This window comes from Kibdelosporangium banguiense (genome assembly GCF_017876405.1).
GTDB classification, from domain to species: domain Bacteria; phylum Actinomycetota; class Actinomycetes; order Mycobacteriales; family Pseudonocardiaceae; genus Kibdelosporangium; species Kibdelosporangium banguiense.
In genome coordinates this window covers 5741785-5759377 of sequence record NZ_JAGINW010000001.1, presented here as the reverse complement: position 1 = coordinate 5759377, position 17593 = coordinate 5741785, and the positions used below count along the sequence as shown (strand labels likewise).

Genomic DNA, 17593 nt, shown 5'->3' with positions numbered 1-17593 from the left:
GGCCGGATATCACTGGTCTGGTCGGCCCTTGTGACCTGACCGGGTAACGGCCCCTACATTCCGTAATGACCATCGTTTTCAGCTTTGGACGCACTGGGAAGGGCGTGTCTCCGCCGCGACGGAGACACGCCCTTCAGAGGTCAGCGCAGGTTGACCGGCAGCGTCACGTGACCGTTGGAGATGAACGAATGGCTCGGCTCGAGCTCTTCGGGCGCCATGGCCAGCTTGAGGCCCGGGAAACGGTCGAACAGCGCGGGTAGTGCGATCTCCGCCTCCATCCGTGCCAGTGGCGCGCCAAGGCAGTAGTGCACGCCGTGACCGAACGCGAGATGGGTCTTGTCCGGCCGGGTGATGTCGAACGAATCCGCCGTGTCGCCGAACACCGAGCGATCACGGCCTGAGGCGGCGTACGCCGCCAGGATGGCGTCGCCCCGACGGATGGTGACATCGTTGTCAAGCTCGATGTCCTCCACCGCGTACCGCAGCGGCAGGTACGCCACCGGCGCCTGCCAGCGCAGCGTCTCCTCGACGACGTCCGCCCAGGAGCTGGTGCCCGAACGCACCAGCTCCAGCTGTTCCGGATGGGTCAGCAAAGCCGTGACCGCCTGGTCGAGCAGGTTCACCGTGGTCTCGTGGCCCGCCGAGATCACCAGGATCAGCGTGTCCACCAGCTCGGCTTCCTCCAGGTGCGAGCCGTCCTCCTCGCGCACCGCGATCAGCCCGCTGGCGAGGTCGTCACCGGGGTTTTCCCGTTTGGTGGCAACGAGTTCGTGCATGATCTGATACAGCCTGACCACATTGGCCTGTGCCTGCTCGGCGGTGAGGGTGGTGTCGAAGACGCCGTCCACCACTTCGCGCAGGCCCGGCCGCAGCGAGCCCGGCACGTCGAACAGCTCGCAGATCACCTCGATCGGGACCGGGTACGCGTAGCCCTCCCGCAGGTCCACCGGCTGTCCTGAAGAGGACGCAGCGTCCATGGTGTCCAGCAGGCGCGCGGTGATCTGCTCGATCCGCGGCCGCATCGCGGCCACCCGGCGCGGCGTGAAAGCCTTGGACACCAACGAACGCAGCCGCCGGTGGTCGGCGCCGTACGCGGTGAACATGTTCTGCACCGAGACCCAGAGGTGCATCGGCCAGTCCTCGGTGATCTCACCGTTTATGTAACGCAGCCAGTGCATCCGTGGGTTCTTCGACACCCGTGAGTCGCTCAGCAGCCGCCGGAGCGCCTCCTGGGTGTTTACCGACCACGCCACCACTTCGCCAGGAAGCTCCACCAGCGTCGCGGCGCCTCGCTCGGCGAGTTCGGCGCCTTCGGTGTGGATGTCTCGTCCGGTCGGGTCGAGGACATAGGGGCACGAGGTGCGTTCCATGGGGTTTCTCCAGGCGTCTCGTCAGGTTGGACGGGCACACTTACCGGGGTGAAACGCACGGGGAGCGCTGTCAGCGCACGGTGGAACGGGCCCGGCCGCCAGGCCAGCTCGTCCACGGCGACGGCCAGCCGCATGTCGGGCAGGCCGTCCAGGAGTTTCTCGATGGCGACCGACGCCATCAGCCGGGCCTGCTGCTGCGCCGGACAGGAGTGCTGGCCGGCGCTCCACGCCAGGTGTGCCCGGTTGCCCGAACGCTGCTGGTTGGCCAGGGCGGGATCGTTGTTGGCAGCGGCGAAACTGATCACCACGGGCTCGGCGGCGGGCAGCCGCACACCGGCGAAGTCGGTGTCCTGCACGGGATAGCTCGCCGAGTAGTTGGCCATCGGCGGGTCGGTCCAGAGCACCTCGTCGAGCGCTTCCTCGACCGGCAGGCTGCCGCCGGACAGGTCGCCGGCGAACCGGTCGTCGGCCAGCAGCAGCCGGATCCCGTTGGCTATCAGGTTCTGCTCGGGCTCGGTGCCCGCTCCCATCAGCAACACCAAGTGGTGCAACACTTCCTCGTCCGACAGCTGCACGGGGTGCGCCATCATCCACGAGGGAACGTCCTGGCCGGGCCTGCTGCGCTTGAGCGCGATCAGCTCCAGCATCGCCTGGGTCAGCTCGGCGTTGGCCTTCTCCGGATCGATCATGTCGAAGATGCCGCGCATGCCCGCGACCATCCGTTCGCCCAGCTCCGGCGGGCAGCCGTAGAGGTGGTTGAACATCATCAGCGGCAGCAGGCCCGCGTACTCGGCCAGCAGATCGGCCTCGCCCCGCGGGCCGAACCGGGCGATCAGCCGGTCGGCGGTGCGCTCGACCTCGGCCCGCAGCGCGTTCGAGTCCACTCTGGCCAGTGAGTCGGTGACTGCGGACCGGTACCGCGCGTGCGCCGCGCCGTCGGCGAACAGGGCGTTCGGCCGGTACATCATCATCGGCAGCACCGGGCAGTCGGCCGGCATCTTTTCCTGCCATGCCAAGGGGTTACGCGGGAACGTGTTCGGGTTGCGCAGCACTTCCAGCGCGGCGTCGTACCCCACCACGAGGCTGGCGGACACGCCAGGCGCGAGCTCGACCGGCGCGACCGGGCCGTACTGGCGTAGCACCTGGTACGTCTCGGCCGGATTCGCGGCGAATTCCGGGCCGTACAAGGGCATCCGGCCGTGTTGCACGGGACAGGCCTGTCCCGGTGCGGCTTGCGAAGTCACACGTTCTCCTGGGTGCGGGTTAGCAGGTAGTCGACCAGCGCGATGAGCGCCTGAGTGGACGAGCCGGGGTCACGGGCGTCGCAGAACACCAGCGGTGTCTCGTCGAGCAGGTCCAGCGCGTCGCGCAGTTCCTCGCCGGGAAACGACGGCGCGCCTTCGAATTCGTTGACCGCGACCGCGTAGGGCACGCCGAGTTCCTCCAGCAGGCCCATGACTTCGAACGAGTTCTCGAGGCGGCGGGTGTCGGTGAGCACGAGCGCACCGAGTGCGCCGTACGCGATGTCCTTCCAGATCTGGGTGAACCGCTGCTGGCCGGGCGCGCCGAACAGGTAGAGCACCAGTTCGTCGTTGAGCGTCAGCCGGCCGAAGTCGAGCGCGACCGTGGTGGTGTTCTTGCCGTTGACCCCGGCGAGGTCGTCGACACCGGCGCCGGCCTGGGTCATCGTCTCCTCGGTCCGCAGCGGGCGGATCTCGGAGAGGGTGCCGACGAAGGTGGTCTTGCCGACCGCGAAGTGCCCGACGATCAGCAGTTTCACCGCCGTCCGCACAGTGTCACGCAGGTACACGCCGTCAGAGGCGAGCGCGGAGCCCATCTAGTACGTCCTTCAGAAGCTTTACGTCCGGGCGGGTGGTGTGCGGGACAGCGGCGTGCGTGGCGATGTGGCCGCTGTCGACGAGGTCCGACAGCAGGACCTTGGTGACGCTGATCGGCAACGACAGGTGCGCGGCGACCTCGGCGACCGACAGCGCGCCACCGCGACAGAGCTCCATCAGCCGCCGTTTCTCCGGCGTCAGCCCGGCCACGTTCTCGCGCGTGGCCATCACGACGGTGACGACGTCGAAAGTGTTGCGGCTGGGATGGGCGCGGCCACCGGTGACGACATGCGGCCGCACGAGGGCCCGCTCCCGCCGATAGCCCTGCGGGCCGGTCATACCGGACTACCGGCGTCCTGTCGCGGCGGGCTGGTCAGCTCCTTGCCCAGGCGCTGCACAAGTTCCTGCAGCCGGAAGGAAACCGCCTCCATGTCGACCCGTTCGGAGGCCGACACGGCGAGGTACGCGCCCGGCCCGGCGGCCACCAGGAACACGTAACCACCGGGGAATTCGCTGACCGTCTGCTGCCATTTCGCCGGTGTCTCACCGCAGAACTCCGCGGTGTTGCGGGCCAGGGCCTGCAGGCCGGACATGGCCGCGGCGTGCCGTTCGGCGTCGTCCCGGTCGATGCTCCCGGAGTGCGCCATCAGCAACCCGTCCGCGGACAGCAGGATCGCGTGCCGTGTCTCGGGCATCTGCATGGCGTTGTCCAGCATCCAACCCAACTTGTTCATGCCGGTGTGTTCCCTTCAACGGCAGGAGGAGAGACCGTACGGCCGGAGCGTGTGCCGCGCTGCCAGGCTGCGAGGCCGGTGGCGGTGCGTTCGTTGGGCTGGACGGGTTTGGTCGCGGGCGGGGGCGTGACCGGCTCCGCGGTGGCCCGGTCACGGCGCTTTCGCCGTGGCAGGCCGCCCGCTGTGCGGTCGACGTCGCCGGTCTCTGCTTCGGCTGCCGGCGCCGGTCCTGGGGTGACCGCGACGTTCGGCATCTGGGGCTTGGCGGCCCGGGTGAGCAGCTCGGTTGGCAAGAACACGACAGCGCGCACGCCCCCGTAGGGCGAGCGTGTATCCACTGAGATGCGGAAGCCATAGCGCTTGGCGAGTACGCCGATGACGGCGAACCCGATCTGCGGCGGGTCGCCGAGCCGGTTGATGTCGCTGCTGCCGTCGCCTGCCAGCAGGCGGGCCGCACGCTGCAGTTCTTCGACGGTCATGCCGACGCCCGCGTCGTCGATCATGATGACCATGCCGTTGTGCGTCTGCTGGAAGTTGACCTCGACCATGGTGTTCGGCTGCGAGTGGCGGGCGCCGTTGTCGAGCAGCTCGGCCACCGCGAGCACGACTGGCTCGACCGCGCGGCTGACGACGGCGATGTCGGCCTCAGCGGGGACGCTGACCCGCAGGTAGTCGCGGATTCGCGAGGTGGCGCCACGAACCACGTCGGTCAGCGCCGACGCCGAACGCTGCTGCCCGGGCCACGATCCGCACAACACAGCCGTGGCCTGCGCGCGCCGCCCCAGCTGGGAGTTCATGTGGTCGATGCGTAACAGATCGGCCAGCACGTCGGGATCATCGTGCCGCTCCTGCATCGACGAGATCGCCACCTGCTGTTCGTTGGCCAGGCTCTGGACGGCACGCATCATCGACTTGACCGTCGCCTTGGCGGACTGCTCGCCGCGGGCGGTCGCTCGCTGCACAGACTCGGTGAACAGCTCGATCGCGCGGCCGTGCGCCTCCGCGAGCTGGGGATATCGCGGGCCGGGCACGTCGACCGGCCGGTGGCTGAGCGCCTCGGCCAGCGCGGGCAGCCGCGTGGCGATCAGGTGGTTCTCCTCCTCGGCCCGCATCCGCAGCCCGGCTTCCGCGGCGGCGCAGCGATCGCGCACGTCACGGGCGGAGCGATGCTGGCGAACCAGCAGAAATACGGCGAGCAGCACGGCGGCGAGCAGGAACCAGAAAGCCACCGCGAGTGTTTGTTGATCCATCAAATCCTCTGGTGCGGGCGTGTAGCCGGATCCCAGTGAGTCATTGCGGCATTGATCTCTATCACGGGAGCCGGTGCGGCTCCAAGTGGCAGCAGCAGTTTCCCTCCGATGGAGCAACCGGTCGCACAAAGCACTATCATATGTCCATAAAGGACACCTATTACCGGTCCCATTTCCTTCTCGCGCGACCTTTGAAATGCAGCTTTACCATTTCCTCCGCACCTGTAGGAAGCCGCACGCGCCCAACAGGGCGAGTTTGGACACACAGAATTCACAGTCGCTTGTGCCCCCAAAGTGGCGTTGGGGGCGTTGAGTGCCCCCAACGCCACTTTGGGGACATACCTCCAGGCGATCGGGTGAGAGCGCTTCCACAGCGCTCGCCCTCATGCTCACGGCAGTCGCGGCGACGGCCACGGCGCCCGGCGCGGCGGCGAACCCGCCCTGGCCCGGCACGCCCGGCTTCGGGGCCAACGTCACGATCTTCGATCCGAGCATGCCGGTCAGCCAGATCCAGGCGGCCCTCGACGCCACACACGCCAAGCATGCCGACAACGAGATGGGCACCCAGCGGTACGCCTATCTGTTCAAACCGGACACATACGGCACCGCCGAGACCCCACTGCAGATCAAGGTCGGCTACTACACCGAGATCGCCGGGCTGGCAAGTACAACGTGCGCGTGCCGGACGCCCGCAAGAACACGCGTGGCATCACGTGGGCCAATGGCGTGACACCGGGCCGCACGATCCCGATCTCGGACTTCTTCGTGGCCAAGCCGTCCGACTCGGTGCGGGAGATCAACAGTCAGCTCGCACGCGGCAAGAACCTGCTGCTCACACCGGGCGTCTACGACATCGCGCGCAGCATCGAGGTCAAGTGGCCCAACCAGGTCGTGCTCGGCCTCGGGCACGCGACTCTCACTGCGGTCAACGGCGCGACTCCACTCGAGGTCGGTGACGTTCCTGGCGTGGTCGTCGCCGGTGTCACGGTCGACGCGGGCCTCAAGGAGTCGCCAGTCCTGCTGCGGGTCGGCAAGAAACGCGGCTGGAGCTGGAGTTCTCCGCACAACCCGACCACGCTGTCCGATGTGTACTTCCGGGCCGGATACAAGGTCGGCAACCGCGTCAAGAAGCACACGCTGCATGGCGCGGGCGTCTACGTGTTCAACCAGAACAATCCGGCCATCCACACCGAGAACGGGTTCGAGGTCCCGCAGACGCCAGGCGTGAAACTGCGCCACATCATGACGGTGAATCTCGGCGCCGGGACCATCGACCATGTCGTCAACGGCGTAGGCGACGCGGCCGACACCACCAAGGTCGGCCAGCCCGTCTACATCAAGGAATATCCAGCACCGTAATCCGGCACCTCAAGATCACCCGCCCTGTCCGACCCCTCCGATACTTTGGCCTGACAGGGGGACCATCGAATGGCGGTTATTGCCGCGTCCCGTCTGCTCTGGCGAGGCCTACCAGAGCAGACGGCGCCGTGGCATCCTTGAGCGCTCAACAGCCATGACCCAAGGAGGCTGAGAAGTGCGAACCACCCCGCCGTTCCGCGCCGACCACGTCGGCAGTCTGCTCAGGCCGGAGAACCTGCTGGCGGCGCGGAAAGAGCAGTCGGCCGACCTGCGATCCGTGGAGGACCAGGCGATCCGCGACGTCGTGCAGCTGCAACGCGACGCGGGCCTGCAGTCGGCCACCGACGGGGAGTTCCGCCGCACCTCGTGGCACATGGACTTCATCTACCGCCTCGGCGGCATCAGCAAGGGCGACGACAAGATCAAGGTCCAGTTCCACAACGCGGACGGCGACCTGGAGTTCACCTCGGCCGCACTGCATGTGGACGGTCCGATCAGCCTGCCGGAGACCATTTTCGCCGACCACTTCACCTTCCTGAAGTCGGTCGTCGAGCCGGGCGTGACGCCCAAGCTGACCATCCCGTCGCCGAGCATGGTGCACTACCGCGGCGGCCGCTCGGCGATCGATCCCGCGGTCTACCCCGACGAGGAACAGTTCTGGGCCGATCTGTCGGCGGCGTACGCAGCCCAGATCGCCGGTGTCGCCGAGCTCGGCTGCACCTACCTTCAGCTCGACGACACCAGCTTCGCGTACCTCAACGACCCGCTTCAGCGCGCCGCCCTCACCGCCCGCGGTGACGACGCCGAACACCAGCATCTGCGCTACATCAAGCAGGTCAACGCCGCTCTCGCGGGCAAACCCGACGGTCTGACCGTGACAACTCACATGTGCCGCGGCAACTTCCGCTCATCCTGGGCAGCCGAAGGCGGATACGACTTCGTCGCCGAGGCGCTGTTCTCCGAGCTCGCCGTGGACGGGTTCTTCCTGGAGTACGACGACGCCCGGTCGGGCAGCTTCGCGCCGCTGCGGTTCGTGCCGCCCGGCAAGATGGTCGTGCTCGGGCTCGTCACCACCAAGCGTGGTGAGCTCGAGGACAAGGACGACCTCAAGCGCCGCATCGACGAGGCCGCCAAGTACGTCCCGCTCGACCAGCTGTGCCTGTCCCCGCAGTGCGGTTTCTCGTCCACTGTGGAGGGCAACGTGCTGACTCGTGACCAGCAGGCCGCCAAGCTCGCGCTGATCGTCGAGACCGCCGCGGAGGTATGGGGCTGAGCATGACCGGCAGGGCGGACGACCTCCGCCCTGCCGGTCAGGGCTCCGTCATCACCGGCCCGAAACCCACTGTCCACTATGGCCATAGCCGGTGTTGACCGCCGTCACGACCTCGCCCCGGCTCCCTCGATAGTTTCGAAGGAAGCATGATCTATTTCGGTGACTTTAGGTGTGAGCGTGGCTACCGTCAAGACATCGCCGCAGACCTTCGAGGTTCGGCCTGAGCTGGCGTAGACTGCCCATCATGCCTGCCAGAGCCAGCAAGCCGACTAGCGGCGAAAGCGCGCCCGCGAAGATCACCATTGCGGACATCGCGGCCGAAGCCGGAGTTTCGGTTCCGACAGTTTCGAAGGTGATGAACGGCCGCTCGGACGTCGCGGCCGAAACTCGGCAACGCGTCGAGGAGATCATCCGGCGGCACGGCTACCAGCGGCGTTCCGACGAGCGCAACCGGCGGTCGAACCTGCTCGAGCTGATGTTCCACGAACTGGAAAGCGCCTGGGCCCTGGAAATCATCCGTGGCGTGGAAAAAGTCGCCAGCGACAACGGAATGGCAGTCGTGCTGTCGGAATCGCAGGGCAGGCTCCGGCCCGGGCAGAGCTGGCTGGAGAACGTCCTCGCCCGCAGGCCGGTCGGCGTCGTCGCGGTCTTCTCCGACCTGAGCACAGACCAGCTCGCGAAGCTGCGCGCCCGCGACATCCCCGTAGTCGTAGTGGACCCAGTCGGCGAACCGACCGCGGAGACACATTCGATCGGCGCGACCAACTGGCAGGGCGGCCTCACCGCGACCCGTCACCTGATCGAACTCGGCCACCGTCGCATCGCGATGATCGGCGGCCCCCAGAACGTCCTCTGCAGCCGGGCCAGAGTGGACGGTTACCGCGCCGCCCTCGAAACCGCCGGCCTGACCGTGGATCCAGAACTCGTTCGGCATGGAGACTTCCACGTCGAAGCCGGTTATAAGCAGATGCTTCCCTTGCTGGCTTTGGAGAATCGTCCGACGGCCGTGTTCGCGGGGAGCGACTTGCAGGCGGTTGGCGTTTATGAGGCTGCCCGGGCGGCCGGTCTGCGTGTGCCGGAGGATTTGAGTGTTGTCGGGTTCGACGATCTTCCGGTTGCCCGGTGGGTTGGCCCGCCGCTGACCACCGTGCGCCAGCCCCTGCAGGAGATGGCCGCGGCCGGCGCTCGGATGGCGATCGTTCTCGCTAGTGGTGGGCAACCTGAACACCATCGGGTAGAGCTCGCGACCAGCCTGGTTGTCCGGTCCAGTACTGCCGCTTGTCCGAGTCTCTGACCAGTTCTCTGTTGGGTGGCTACGGTTTTGCGTGCAGGGCCTGGCGTGATCGTCTTCTTTGGACGCCAGTGCCTACTCCGCTCAGGTGAACCCCGTGCGAACGGCCCTTTCGCGCGGGTTCGCCTCTTGCCAACCCCTGCTGATCTTGCTTCCCCTGTAGACCGGAGCAGGGACGCCCCCCCCCCGGTGGTGGGTGGGGGCTGCTCTCTTGTGGAGGGTGCGGGTTTTTGTTTACTGGGTTGGGTTTTGCTTCTTTTCGCTGGTGATTGTGGGTCCCTTTCTTTGGAGAGATTGTGCCCTGGCCGGGCGGGCAAACCTCCCTCAGATGAGGACGGAAGAGCGGTTCGCGCCCCCACCCTCGGCCGGCCTGCCCCAGGGTAACCACACAAGCCCAGGACACCGCACGCTTCCGACCGCCGGCGCCACACCGCATCGTGCACTTCATTGAAAGGCGACACCAGTTTGGGGTTGGGTTTCGTTGCGGGGCGCCGGGCTTGGGTTGCTTGTCGCTGTTCTGCGGTGCCCTGGACGTGTGTGATCAGGCTCCGCCCAGGCCGACCGAGGGTGAGGACACTCAGACCCGACCTCTGCTGCGCTGACGCGCATTTTCGTTGCTGGGGCTCGGTAACCGGGGCTGGGTTCGCGACCGGGAGCGCTGACCAGGGCTCCACCACTGGCTCAGCCCGGCAACCGGAGCCAGGTTCACGGCCGGGGCGCTGGGCGGGTGCGCCAGGTGCGAGGTCTACTGTGGACAGGATGGGCCGGGCATCGAGTCATGGTGGGGTGTCTGGTCGCTATAGGGGGCGGCGGGATTGTGGTGGTTGGGGATCTGAGTTTTTGGCCGGTCTTCTTCTAGGGTTCGGGGTTGACAGCGACGCCTAGCACAATGGGGTGCGGCATGCTTCTTCGGGTTTTTATTGCTTTTTCCGTTTTGGCCGGGCTTGCGTTTGGGGCTACGCCTGCGTCTGCCACCGTATTGGTTCCGGATTTTGGGAGTAATCCTGGTAATCTTGTGATGTATCGGCACACTCCTTCTTCTCTTCCTGCCGGCCGGCCGGTTGTGGTGGCCTTGCATGGGTGTACGCAGAATGCCGCCGGCTATGGGGATGGTTCGGGGTGGGCGCAGTTGGCCGATCAGATGAAGTTTACTCTTGTGCTTCCGGAGCAGAAGAGTGTGAACAATTTTAACAAGTGTTTCAACTGGTTCGAGCGCGGTGACACTACTCGTGGTCAGGGTGAGGCTGAGTCGGTTGCCCAGATGGTTCGGCGTGCTCGTGATGATGCTGGTGCTGCACGTGTTTATGTCACTGGACTGTCTGCGGGTGGGGCTATGACTGCGGTCATGCTTGCTGCCTACCCAGAACTGTTTACTGGCGGTGGGATTGTGGCTGGGTTGGCCTATCGTTGTGCTTCGAGCATGATCGAGGCTTTTTCTTGTATGCATCCTGGGCGGAATCTCAGTCCGGGTCAGCTTGGCGATTCAGTGCGTGCCGCCAGCTCTCACGCTGGGCCTTGGCCGACTGTGAGTATTTGGCAAGGCACCGCCGACTATACCGTTTCTCCGTCGAATGCGACTGAGCTGGTTGAGCAGTGGACCAATGTGCATGGGGTTCCTGCCGTCCCGACGGAAACCGGCATGGTCGCTGGTTATCCGCATGCGCGGTATGGCTCTGTTGTCGAGACCTACACGATTACCGGTATGGGGCACGGGCAACCTGTCGATCCCGGTACTTGCGGTCAGGCCGGCGCTTACTTTCTTGATGTCGATGTCTGCGCCGCTGGGCGGCTGAGCGATACGTGGCAGTTGGGTGTCACGGCCCGAGGAGGGCTATCGATGCTTTGACCGCCACTTCTGTTATGTCGCTGATCCGGCCGCCGTCTTCGACGGTGGTCGCGGTCAGTTCTCGCAGGCCGCCGAAGAGCATGATCACCAGGGGGCGGGACACCGGGCCTATGCCTTCTTTGTGCCATTGCGGTGTGTCGCAGAGGGTTTGGATCATCACGATGAAGGCTTCCATCGTGTTGCGTTGCAGCAGACGGGCCGCCTCCCCCAGCGACGGGACCTCGCGGATCCAGCTCAGGGTCAGGGCCGGGGTCGACTCGAAGCAGCCGATCCAGGCCTCGACCGCTTGGCGGACCTGGGTTCGCCAGGCCACAGCCGGGTTCACGGCGGCGGTGATCTCGCGGATCACGGCGGCGTTCGATGCGGTGAGCAAGGCGACGAAACAGGCTTCCTTGGTTTCGAAGTGCTCGTAGAAGGTCCGGCGCGAGGTGCGGGCGCGGCGGACTATGTCGGCCACCGTGGTGTTGCGGTAGCCGACGGCCGCGATTGACGCCTCCAGGCCGCTGAGCAGGCGCTGGCGGAACTTGCCTGGATCGTCGTACGCGGCATCGGTCTGGTGCTGCACGGTCGTCACCGTGACAACGGTATACCACCTTGCGCCGTTTGGTACTCCAGCGTACCGTCGGTACGGCCGCGTACCACTCGGAGAAGGTGTTGTCTCAATGACGACTGCGACGCTTCCGCCAGGCCCGAATGTGCCTCCCGTTGTGCAGGCTGTGTACGCGCTGACGGTCCCGCGTCGTGGGATGCCTCAGCTGTGCAAACGGTACGGCGACGCCTTCACCGTCAACGCGCTCCTCTTCGGCCGTGCTCTGGTACTCAGCAATCCCGCAGAGATCAAGCAGCTGTTCCTCACTCCACCGGACATTGTGGACAACCTGGAGCGCAACCTCGGCCGGGTTCTTGGTCCCGGCTCGATGTTTGCGCTGCGTGGCGAGCAACACCGCAAGCAGCGCAAACTGCTTGTCCCGCCGTTCCATGGCCGCAGGCTTGCCGCGTACGAGCAGATCATCGAAGAAGAGACTGTGCGTGAGCTGGCCCGGTGGCCTCAGGGCCGGTCGTTCGCGACCTTGCCCTCGATGATGCGCATAACCCTCAACGCCATCCTGCGTGCGGTGTTCGGCGCCGAGGGCGAGGAGTTCGATCAGCTGCGCGAACTGCTGCCGCGCGCTGTCACTTTTGGCTCGCGGCTTGCGGTTTTGCCGATACCCACGGTCGACTGGGGCCGGTGGAGCCCGTGGGGCCGCTTCTGGTTGATGCGCCGTGAATACGACGCCATCGTCGAAAAGCTGATCGCCAAGGCGGAGCAGGACAAGAACCTCGACGAACGCAACGACGTCCTGGCGCTGCTGCTGCAAAGCCGTTACGACGACGGCTCGAAGATGAGCCACAGCGACATCGCCGACCAGTTGCTCACATTGCTTTCCGCCGGGCACGAGACCACGGCGACCACGCTCGCCTGGGCGGTCGAGCGGCTTCGCCGTCATCCCGAAGTGCTGCAGGACCTTGTCGCGGAGGTGGACGCGGGCGGCAGCACGCTGCGTGAGGCGACAATCCTCGAGGTGCAGCGCACCCGGCCGGTCATCGACCTGGTGGGCCGCCAGGTGAAAGCCGAGAGCCTCCAGCTCGGCCGGTGGACGCTGCCGAAAGGCGCCGCGATCATCGTCAGCATCAGCCTGTTGCACGAGAACGAGTCGGTCTTCCCGAACGCACGCAAGTTCGACCCGTCCCGGTTCGTCGGCGCGCGACCGGATCTGTACCAGTGGATCCCGTTCGGCGGGGGCACGCGCCGCTGCCTGGGCGCGGCGTTCGCCAATATGGAGATGAACGTTGTGCTGCGGACCATGCTGCGCGACTTCACGCTGATACCGACCGCCGAAGGCGACGAGCGCTGGCATTCACGTGGCATCGCCAGCGCTCCTGGAAAAGGCGGCCAAGCGCTTGTTCGCCGCCGGGCTCGGCAAACCGGACCATCCGTACAGACAAGGAGCACTGATGCCGCAACGACGCCCTAGGATCACCGGCCGTCCGGTGATGATCACCGGCGCGGCCTCCGGCATCGGCCGTGGCCTGGCCATGCGCCTGTCCCGGCTCGGCTCGCCGGTCGCCATCGCCGACGTGGACGAAACCGGTCTGAAGGCGACCGCTTCGGCACTGAGCGGTCCGGTGCTCACCAGAGTCCTCGACGTGCGTGACGCAGCCGATCAGTTACGGTTCGCCGACGAGGTACGCGAGTGGCTCCCGGCGCCGTTGGCCGCTGTGTTCAACAATGCCGGTGTCGCGGTGAGTTCGACCGTGCTGGATTCGGTCCCCGAGGACGACGACTGGCTGCACGACATCAACTTCCACGGCGTGGTGAACGGGACCAGGGCGTTCCTGCCGATCCTCGTCGCGCAGGACGACGGCGTCATCGTGAACACGTCCAGCGTGTTCGGGCTGGTCGGCATGCCCACCCAGAGTGCGTACTGCGCGGCCAAGTTCGCGGTCCGGGGCTTCACGGACTCGCTGCGCCAGGAGTTGCGCGGCACCGGGGTGAGCGCTGTCAACGTGCATCCGGGTGGCATCAACACGAACATCGTCCGCAATGCGCGCATCCGCAAGGATCCAGAAGGCCGCGGCCGGACCAAGGACGAAATGGCGCAGCAGTTCGAGGCCATGACGATGACCTCGCCGGAGAAGGCCGCGGAGATCATCCACCGCGGGGTAGAACAGGGCAAAGCCCGCGTTCTCGTCGGGCCGGACGCCTATGTTTTCGACGCGCTCGCACGAATCGCGCCCACCCACTACTACAGCGTGCTCGAGCGCCTGCAGGCCAAGCTGCGCGCCAGGCAACAGGAGTCGGTATGAGCGACCACGTCGACGTCCTGATCATCGGCGCCGGACTGTCCGGAATCGGTGCGGCACACCACATTCAGTCCGCCTTTCCGCGCAGGAAGTACGCGATCCTCGAGGCGCGCGAGGCCATCGGCGGCACGTGGGACCTGTTTCGTTACCCAGGCGTCCGATCGGACTCGGACATGCACACGCTCGGTTACCGGTTCAAGCCGTGGACACAGGCCGAAGCGATCGCCGACGGTCCGTCGATCCTGAAATATGTCCGCGAAACCGCCGCCGATGCGGGCATTGACAAGCACATCCGGTTCGGGCACAAGGTCGTCGGCGCGTCATGGTCGAGTTCGGACGCCCGCTGGACGGTCGACGCGGTCCACAATGGACTCACTGTCCGACTGACTGCCGGTTTCCTCTACGTATGCACGGGTTACTACCACTACGACGCCGGTTACCAGCCTGATTTCCCTGTTATCGAGCAGTTCGGCGGAACGGTCGTACACCCTCAGCACTGGCCGGAGAACCTGGACTACGTCGGCAAGAAGGTCGTCGTGATCGGCAGCGGCGCCACAGCGGTGACGCTCGTGCCCGCCTTGGCGGAGCAGGCCGAGCACGTGACCATGGTGCAACGCTCCCCCACGTACATTTTGGCGTTACCTGCCAAGGACGTGATCGCCAACAGCCTCCGGCGACTGATCGGGCCCCGGCGGGCGTACTCGATCGTGCGCTGGAAGAACGTGCTGATGGCCACCCTGATCTACCAGCTCAGCCAGCGGCGGCCGAAGGTCATCAAAGCGATGATCCGCAAGGCGGCCGCCAAGCAGCTGCCACCCGGCTACGAGGTCGACGTCCACTTCAAACCCCGCTACAACCCTTGGGACCAGCGGCTGTGCCTGGTCCCCGACGGCGACCTGTTCACCGCGATCCGGCGCCGGAAGGCGTCCGTGGTGACCGACCGCATCCAGGAATTCACCCCTTCAGGGCTACGCCTGGAATCCGGCGCGCAGCTCGACGCGGACATCGTCGTCACGGCCACCGGGCTGCGGCTGCTGGCCCTCGGCGGCATGCGGCTGACCGTCGACGGTCACGACGTCAAACTGCCGGAGACCATGGCGTACAAGGGAATGATGCTCAGCGGTGTGCCGAACTTCGTCTTCACCGTCGGCTACACGAACGCGTCGTGGACGCTCAAAGCCGACCTCGTCAGCGAGTTCACCGTCCGCCTGCTGGGTCATCTGGACGCCAACGGCTACACACAGTGCGTCCCGGTCAACGACGATCCCCGCGTCACCGAACAGCCGCTGCTCGACTTCGACGCCGGCTACGTGCGGCGTTCCATCGACGAGTTCCCTCGAGCGGGTTCCCGTCAGCCGTGGCAGATGGGCATGAGCTACGCCCACGACGTGGTGAAGCTGCGGCACGGCCGGATCGACGACGGCGTCATGCGATTCACGGCACTGCGCTGAGCGTTCGTCCGCGGGGCCCAACCCGAGTCCCCTGCGGAGTGTCTTGTTCACATGCTCCAAACCGTTCGGTAAGAATCTTACTGGCAATGGTGACGTCCACATGATTCCGATGGACGTCACCAGGGATATCGGCACCGGCAAGCTCGATCCACGGCTGTTCAACATCACCAAGCTCGTCGAGTTCGGATTCGACGACGCGTCCCGCACGGACATCCCGCTGATCGTCAGCGGCGGCTCCGGCGGCCGGGAGTTGCGCAGCCTGGGCAGTAAGGCCGTCAAGGTGGAGAAGGCCGCGGGCATCCGGACGTTCGGCTCGGCGCAGCGAATCTGGCTGGACGGCCCGGTCCGGGCGACCCTGGACAAGAGCGTGCCGCAGATCGGCGCTCCTGCGGCGTGGCAGGCCGGTTACACCGGGGTCTCCGGTCGCGACCGGAGACCCCCGTACTGGGTTAGTCTCCCCTGAGACCGGATCCGGGGGGAACGCATGGCTTTGATCATCATCGGGATTCTGGCGATGGGTGCCGCGGTTGCCGGCTTTTTCCTGATGCGGCGGGCAAGAAGCGAGCTGCACACGATGATCGGCACCGAGACGCTGACCATCCCGGAGCTGGAGGACCTGCGCCGCACGTCCGACGAGCTCGGTGCCAAGGGTGGGTTCCGTAAGTTCACCGAGGTGGTCGGGGCCGCGCATCCGCATCCGGACGGCCCGCTGACCTCGGAGATCAGCAAGACCGAGTGCGTGTGGTACCGCTACCGGATCGACCGGCAGTACGAGCACGTGGAGTACCGCGACGGCAAGCGGCATCGCTCCCGGCGGACCGAGAAAGTCGCCGAGCACACGTCCGCCACGGGATACGCGCTGATCGACGAGCAGGGCCTGACCATCGGTGTGGACCCGACGGGCACCAAACCGGACGGCGTGGAACAGACCGTCAACCGGTTCGAACCACATCAGGGCGACGGCCGCGCCAACGTGTTCGGCATCGAACTGCCGTCGTTCTTCGGCGGCAACGACAGCACGATCGGTTTCGACTACAAGGAATGGCTGATCCGCCCTGGCCGCCGGATGTACATCCTTGGTGAGGTGCACGACAAGATCGGCCCGCTGGTCATCGCGCGGCCCGAGCAAAAAGGGCACTACATCATTTCCACCCGTACCGAGGACGAACTGCGCAAAGACCGCGTCCTGCGGCACAAGCTGCTGGCCATCGGCGTGATCGTGGCCTTCGCCGCGGGCCTCGCCCTCACCATCGTGGGCATTGTCCGGTAGGAATCCAGTCGACCGGCCGGACCACGAAATGATCCGGTAGGCGCATGGGCCGCCCTGCTGGGTGCACTCGGACCTGATGCCCAGCAACCTGCTCGTCACCGGCGACCGGCTCGCCGCCGTCATCGACTTCGCCACTAATCCGATCATCTCGGCCAACGCCCGGTATGTCATCCAGGAGATCGTCACCGGCCACTGAGGACGCGGCCGGTATCGGCCGATTGGGTGGTTTCGGTGCTCTCCGAGCCCGCGGTCCGGTAGATGTTCTGGGGTGCGAAGTGGCCCGCAGCGTCTGTTGCTGAGTGACCTGCTGTCTTCGCAGCAGTGGGCTTCGCTGGTGCGGACCGGAGTCCGGCGTACTTTTCCGCCCGGCAGCGAACTGGTCCGCCAAGGTGACAGCGGCACACATCTTTTCGCCATTGTGCAAGGCAGAGTGCGGATCACGTACGACACGCCGGACGGCACATCAGTGCTGATGGCCATCCGTGGCGCAGGCGACCTGGTCGGCGAGTTCGCCTCGCGTGACGGCAGGCCACGGTCGGCTTCCGTGGTGGCGCTTGATCCATGTCACGCGTACCGATTACGCCCGGAGCAAATGCGTGCGGTCGCCGAGGAACAGCGGATGGGCGACGCGCTCGAGCAGTACATGACCGGCAAGTTCCGCCAGCAGTGTGAGTACAACGCCGCGTTGTTCCATCTGCGTGGCGCTACGCGGCTGGCTCTTCTGCTGGTGTGGATCGTCGACGCCGCCGGGCCACTGCATCCGGATCCGTTCTCGGTCCGGGTCACGCAAAGCGTTGTCGCCGAGATGCTCGGCTGGTCGCTGGCCTCGGTCAAGAACGCACTGGCCGAGCTACGCTCCCAGGACCTGGTCCGGTCCGAGTACGGGCGGTTCGTGGTGACTGATCTGGCCGGTCTGCGCCGGCTCGTCCCCGCGAGCGAGCACTGGTGACCCAGATCGCGGCGAATGGGCTGATCCTGGCCGGTCCGGCGGCCCGCGAGATCATCACAAACATCACGCAGTGACGTCATTCCGATAGTTTCGATAACTACACTGTCGGGCATTCCTC

General features: G+C 66.0%; 18 protein-coding genes and 1 pseudogene. 12 read left to right on the top strand and 7 right to left on the bottom strand.

Features of this window, described 5'->3' with window-relative positions:
- Positions 1-140: 140 nt before the first annotated feature.
- From JOF56_RS27100 to JOF56_RS27080, 6 genes are read right to left on the bottom strand one after another with little or no spacing between them, the layout of a single operon-like run.
- Complete coding sequence (locus JOF56_RS27100; RefSeq protein WP_307855803.1) at positions 141-1256, bottom strand: cytochrome P450 family protein; 1116 nt, start codon at positions 1254-1256, stop codon at positions 141-143.
- Positions 1238-2614 (bottom strand): cytochrome P450, encoded by a 1377-nt coding sequence (locus tag JOF56_RS58290; protein WP_307855275.1) that lies wholly within the window; start codon positions 2612-2614, stop codon positions 1238-1240. The genes JOF56_RS27100 and JOF56_RS58290 overlap by 19 nt, the downstream gene beginning before the upstream one ends.
- Complete coding sequence (locus JOF56_RS27095) at positions 2611-3207, bottom strand: GTP-binding protein (protein ID WP_209642320.1); 597 nt, start codon at positions 3205-3207, stop codon at positions 2611-2613. The genes JOF56_RS58290 and JOF56_RS27095 overlap by 4 nt, the downstream gene beginning before the upstream one ends.
- Complete coding sequence (locus tag JOF56_RS27090; RefSeq protein ID WP_209642319.1) at positions 3185-3547, bottom strand: DUF742 domain-containing protein; 363 nt, start codon at positions 3545-3547, stop codon at positions 3185-3187. Before JOF56_RS27090 ends, JOF56_RS27095 begins: the two co-directional genes overlap by 23 nt.
- Positions 3544-3942, bottom strand: a complete 399-nt coding sequence (locus JOF56_RS27085) for a roadblock/LC7 domain-containing protein (RefSeq protein ID WP_209642318.1) — start codon at positions 3940-3942, stop codon at positions 3544-3546. The genes JOF56_RS27090 and JOF56_RS27085 overlap by 4 nt, the downstream gene beginning before the upstream one ends.
- Positions 3939-5192, bottom strand: coding sequence for an ATP-binding protein (locus JOF56_RS27080; RefSeq protein ID WP_209642317.1), 1254 nt, complete (start codon positions 5190-5192; stop codon positions 3939-3941). The genes JOF56_RS27085 and JOF56_RS27080 overlap by 4 nt, the downstream gene beginning before the upstream one ends.
- A 385-nt stretch (positions 5193-5577) precedes the next feature.
- On the opposite strand from JOF56_RS27080, the gene JOF56_RS27075 reads away from it, so the two are divergent.
- The 5 genes from JOF56_RS27075 to JOF56_RS27055 all read left to right on the top strand — a co-directional run bounded on the left by JOF56_RS27075 (position 5578) and on the right by JOF56_RS27055 (position 10961).
- Positions 5578-5922, top strand: a complete 345-nt coding sequence (locus tag JOF56_RS27075) for a hypothetical protein (RefSeq protein ID WP_209642316.1) — start codon at positions 5578-5580, stop codon at positions 5920-5922.
- Positions 5871-6551: a pectate lyase-like domain-containing protein gene (locus tag JOF56_RS27070; protein WP_209642315.1), complete on the top strand. Its 681-nt coding sequence runs from the start codon at positions 5871-5873 to the stop codon at positions 6549-6551. The genes JOF56_RS27075 and JOF56_RS27070 overlap by 52 nt, the downstream gene beginning before the upstream one ends.
- 175 nt (positions 6552-6726) lie before the next feature.
- Entirely contained in the window at positions 6727-7824 is a 1098-nt protein-coding gene (locus JOF56_RS27065) for a 5-methyltetrahydropteroyltriglutamate--homocysteine S-methyltransferase (protein WP_209642314.1), read from the top strand.
- A gap of 244 nt (positions 7825-8068) precedes the next feature.
- On the top strand, positions 8069-9118 hold the full coding sequence (locus JOF56_RS27060) for a LacI family DNA-binding transcriptional regulator (protein WP_209642313.1): 1050 nt from the start codon (positions 8069-8071) through the stop codon (positions 9116-9118).
- Between the two features lie 898 nt (positions 9119-10016).
- Complete coding sequence (locus JOF56_RS27055; protein ID WP_209642312.1) at positions 10017-10961, top strand: extracellular catalytic domain type 1 short-chain-length polyhydroxyalkanoate depolymerase; 945 nt, start codon at positions 10017-10019, stop codon at positions 10959-10961.
- Here JOF56_RS27055 and JOF56_RS27050 read toward each other — a convergent pair.
- Positions 10930-11535 (bottom strand): TetR/AcrR family transcriptional regulator, encoded by a 606-nt coding sequence (locus tag JOF56_RS27050; RefSeq protein ID WP_307855274.1) that lies wholly within the window; start codon positions 11533-11535, stop codon positions 10930-10932. The two genes, JOF56_RS27055 and JOF56_RS27050, sit on opposite strands and share 32 nt — an antisense overlap.
- 88 nt (positions 11536-11623) lie before the next feature.
- On the opposite strand from JOF56_RS27050, the gene JOF56_RS27045 reads away from it, so the two are divergent.
- The 7 genes and pseudogenes from JOF56_RS27045 to JOF56_RS27015 all read left to right on the top strand — a co-directional run bounded on the left by JOF56_RS27045 (position 11624) and on the right by JOF56_RS27015 (position 17475).
- Entirely contained in the window at positions 11624-12976 is a 1353-nt protein-coding gene (locus tag JOF56_RS27045; protein WP_209642311.1) for a cytochrome P450, read from the top strand.
- A complete protein-coding gene (locus JOF56_RS27040) occupies positions 12957-13808 on the top strand; it encodes an SDR family NAD(P)-dependent oxidoreductase (protein WP_209642310.1) in 852 nt (283 codons plus the stop codon). The genes JOF56_RS27045 and JOF56_RS27040 overlap by 20 nt, the downstream gene beginning before the upstream one ends.
- Positions 13805-15256: a flavin-containing monooxygenase gene (locus JOF56_RS27035; protein WP_209642309.1), complete on the top strand. Its 1452-nt coding sequence runs from the start codon at positions 13805-13807 to the stop codon at positions 15254-15256. The genes JOF56_RS27040 and JOF56_RS27035 overlap by 4 nt, the downstream gene beginning before the upstream one ends.
- A 100-nt stretch (positions 15257-15356) precedes the next feature.
- Positions 15357-15719 carry a hypothetical protein gene (locus tag JOF56_RS27030; protein ID WP_209642308.1) on the top strand — a complete coding sequence of 121 codons (363 nt, stop codon included), beginning with the start codon at positions 15357-15359 and terminating at the stop codon, positions 15717-15719.
- Positions 15720-15740: 21 nt separating this feature from the next.
- Positions 15741-16526: an E3 ubiquitin ligase family protein gene (locus tag JOF56_RS27025; RefSeq protein ID WP_209642307.1), complete on the top strand. Its 786-nt coding sequence runs from the start codon at positions 15741-15743 to the stop codon at positions 16524-16526.
- A gap of 55 nt (positions 16527-16581) precedes the next feature.
- Positions 16582-16722: pseudogene (locus JOF56_RS27020) on the top strand (phosphotransferase); the annotation flags it as partial.
- 72 nt (positions 16723-16794) lie between these two features.
- The gene (locus tag JOF56_RS27015) at positions 16795-17475 is read left to right on the top strand and encodes a Crp/Fnr family transcriptional regulator (protein WP_209642305.1); all 681 of its coding nucleotides are present in this window, start codon (positions 16795-16797) and stop codon (positions 17473-17475) included.
- Positions 17476-17593: the final 118 nt, after the last annotated feature.

Bases quoted from the DNA above. Each gene is read 5' to 3' on its own strand.
- JOF56_RS27090 (WP_209642319.1), bottom strand. From the start codon at position 3,547: ATGACCGGCCCGCAGGGCTATCGGCGGGAGCGGGCCCTCGTGCGGCCG.
- JOF56_RS27080 (WP_209642317.1), bottom strand. From the start codon at position 5,192: ATGGATCAACAAACACTCGCGGTGGCTTTCTGGTTCCTGCTCGCCGCC.
- JOF56_RS27040 (WP_209642310.1), top strand. From the start codon at position 12,957: ATGCCGCAACGACGCCCTAGGATCACCGGCCGTCCGGTGATGATCACC.
- JOF56_RS27025 (WP_209642307.1), top strand. From the start codon at position 15,741: ATGGCTTTGATCATCATCGGGATTCTGGCGATGGGTGCCGCGGTTGCC.
- JOF56_RS27030 (WP_209642308.1), top strand. From the start codon at position 15,357: ATGATTCCGATGGACGTCACCAGGGATATCGGCACCGGCAAGCTCGAT.
- JOF56_RS27075 (WP_209642316.1), top strand. From the start codon at position 5,578: ATGCTCACGGCAGTCGCGGCGACGGCCACGGCGCCCGGCGCGGCGGCG.
- JOF56_RS27055 (WP_209642312.1), top strand. From the start codon at position 10,017: ATGCTTCTTCGGGTTTTTATTGCTTTTTCCGTTTTGGCCGGGCTTGCG.
- JOF56_RS27045 (WP_209642311.1), top strand. From the start codon at position 11,624: ATGACGACTGCGACGCTTCCGCCAGGCCCGAATGTGCCTCCCGTTGTG.
- JOF56_RS27085 (WP_209642318.1), bottom strand. From the start codon at position 3,942: ATGAACAAGTTGGGTTGGATGCTGGACAACGCCATGCAGATGCCCGAG.
- JOF56_RS27035 (WP_209642309.1), top strand. From the start codon at position 13,805: ATGAGCGACCACGTCGACGTCCTGATCATCGGCGCCGGACTGTCCGGA.
- JOF56_RS27095 (WP_209642320.1), bottom strand. From the start codon at position 3,207: ATGGGCTCCGCGCTCGCCTCTGACGGCGTGTACCTGCGTGACACTGTG.
- JOF56_RS27060 (WP_209642313.1), top strand. From the start codon at position 8,069: ATGCCTGCCAGAGCCAGCAAGCCGACTAGCGGCGAAAGCGCGCCCGCG.